The organism is Lactiplantibacillus daowaiensis (assembly GCF_005405085.1).
Lineage (GTDB): Bacteria > Bacillota > Bacilli > Lactobacillales > Lactobacillaceae > Lactiplantibacillus > Lactiplantibacillus daowaiensis.
In genome coordinates this window covers 1-1,647 of record NZ_BJDJ01000043.1, presented here as the reverse complement: position 1 = coordinate 1,647, position 1,647 = coordinate 1, and the positions used below count along the sequence as shown (strand labels likewise).

The window sequence follows — 1,647 nt, the reverse complement described above, 5'->3', positions numbered from 1 at the left end:
TACTCGACTGGCAAACACCGTATCAGGTTATGCTGACCAATTTGTCCAAAAATTCGGATTAAATTTGCAATCTACCAATAATAAAAATATTACTCCTCTTTGACTAATCAAGAAAGCCTTGTTTACACTCTATTCATTTTCTTTATATTTATATCCTTTATAAAATTTCTTTACTATCGGTCCCAATATATAGTTAAATGCTCTATCCTTAAGCAAGATTAATATTAAGAAGTAAGCAAGGACTGCAAAGATAATAATCAAAATTAATTTAATGAGTGATGAAAGACCTGTCAAAAGGATTAATAATCCAATCGGTAAGATCGAAATTAACGAGATTAAACCGTACCGGAAAAAGCCTGTTATGAAATTAGTCATATCCAAAATATTACGAAGATAGTACATTTGTACACCTGTTGCAATTGTTTCAGAAACAATTGTTGAAATAGAAACACCTACTGCTCCCTTGTGAAATATAATAAGGAAAACAAAATTTAAAATTAAATTAGCAACAGCGGCAAGACTAACAGCAACCGTATAGCTTCCCTGACGGTCAGTAGAAATTAGGAAGACTCCTAAAACTTGACCAAAGCCAAGAATGATAAAGAGACTGCTTAAAATGTAAAGAATCGGAATTGATGGTTTATATTGATAGCCAAAAAAGACTGGCACAAAAATACTACCACAAACTAGGCATCCTAACATCATAGGTAGGCCTAATAAATAAACGAAATTAATAGCTAATTTAGATAACTTCTTTATTTCCTGCCTTAAGCCTTTGCTATAAATATTAGCAATATGTGGGGTTAATACCCCCACAAATGCTGACATAATTGATAAAGAGAGGTTAATAATTGTCATAATTTGAGAAAAGTAGCTAACTTGAGTGCTTGAACTTAGGGCACCAAGCATTACTCGATTCAAAACGGTATATAGCTGAATTGCTACCACCGGTAAGAAAAGGCCTAATATTCCTTTTACATGGCTAAAAATATCAGTTAGTTGAAACTTCTTAAAAACAAGTTCATCTTTCAGGTATGGAATCATCGTTAAATTCCCAATTAACCCTGCTATAACATAAATGAAAGTGTAAAGTGCAACATCACTAGGCTTCCTGATAAGAATAAAGATTAGAATAGTCGCAAGTATTTTCACTAGACCATTTCGAATAGCAGTTACTTTAAAGTTTTCCATTCCCTGAAAATACCAGCTGACATCAAATATCCAGGAAGCAAAACTCAGGAAATTAATTATTAATAATACATGATGTCTTGAAGGAAAAATAAAGATAAACAGAACATATACAATAAGGGTTACGGATGTACATATTGAACGGAAATAGAATATATCCCAAAATAGCTTGCTTCGAGCCTCTTTGTTACCTTGCCTCTTGGCAATTTCTCGTTGCCCATAATCTGTCGTTCCTAAGATAGCAACAATATTAAAATACGAAACAACGGCTGCAATATAGTAATATTCCCCTAGTGCCGACGCTCCTAATGTTCGTGAAACATATGGAACAGTTACAATTGGTAAAGCAATTGCTAAAAACTGATACATCAAATTATAAAAAGAGAGCGTAAAATATCTTGTGTAAATGCATAAAAGATTTCTGAATTGTATAGAAATAGGGAATGCCTTCCCTTATGA

The 1,647-nt window shown here is 32.8% G+C and carries 1 protein-coding gene; it reads right to left on the bottom strand.

What is annotated here, in order from left to right; all coding sequences use genetic code 11:
• Positions 1-129: 129 nt before the first annotated feature.
• A complete protein-coding gene (locus tag FFM75_RS13855; protein ID WP_137629754.1) occupies positions 130-1,557 on the bottom strand; it encodes a flippase in 1,428 nt (475 codons plus the stop codon).
• Between the last annotated feature and the right edge of the window lie 90 nt (positions 1,558-1,647).

Excerpts from the sequence above, each read along its gene's own strand:
- FFM75_RS13855 (WP_137629754.1), bottom strand. The coding sequence starts at position 1,557 with ATGTATCAGTTTTTAGCAATTGCTTTACCAATTGTAACTGTTCCATAT.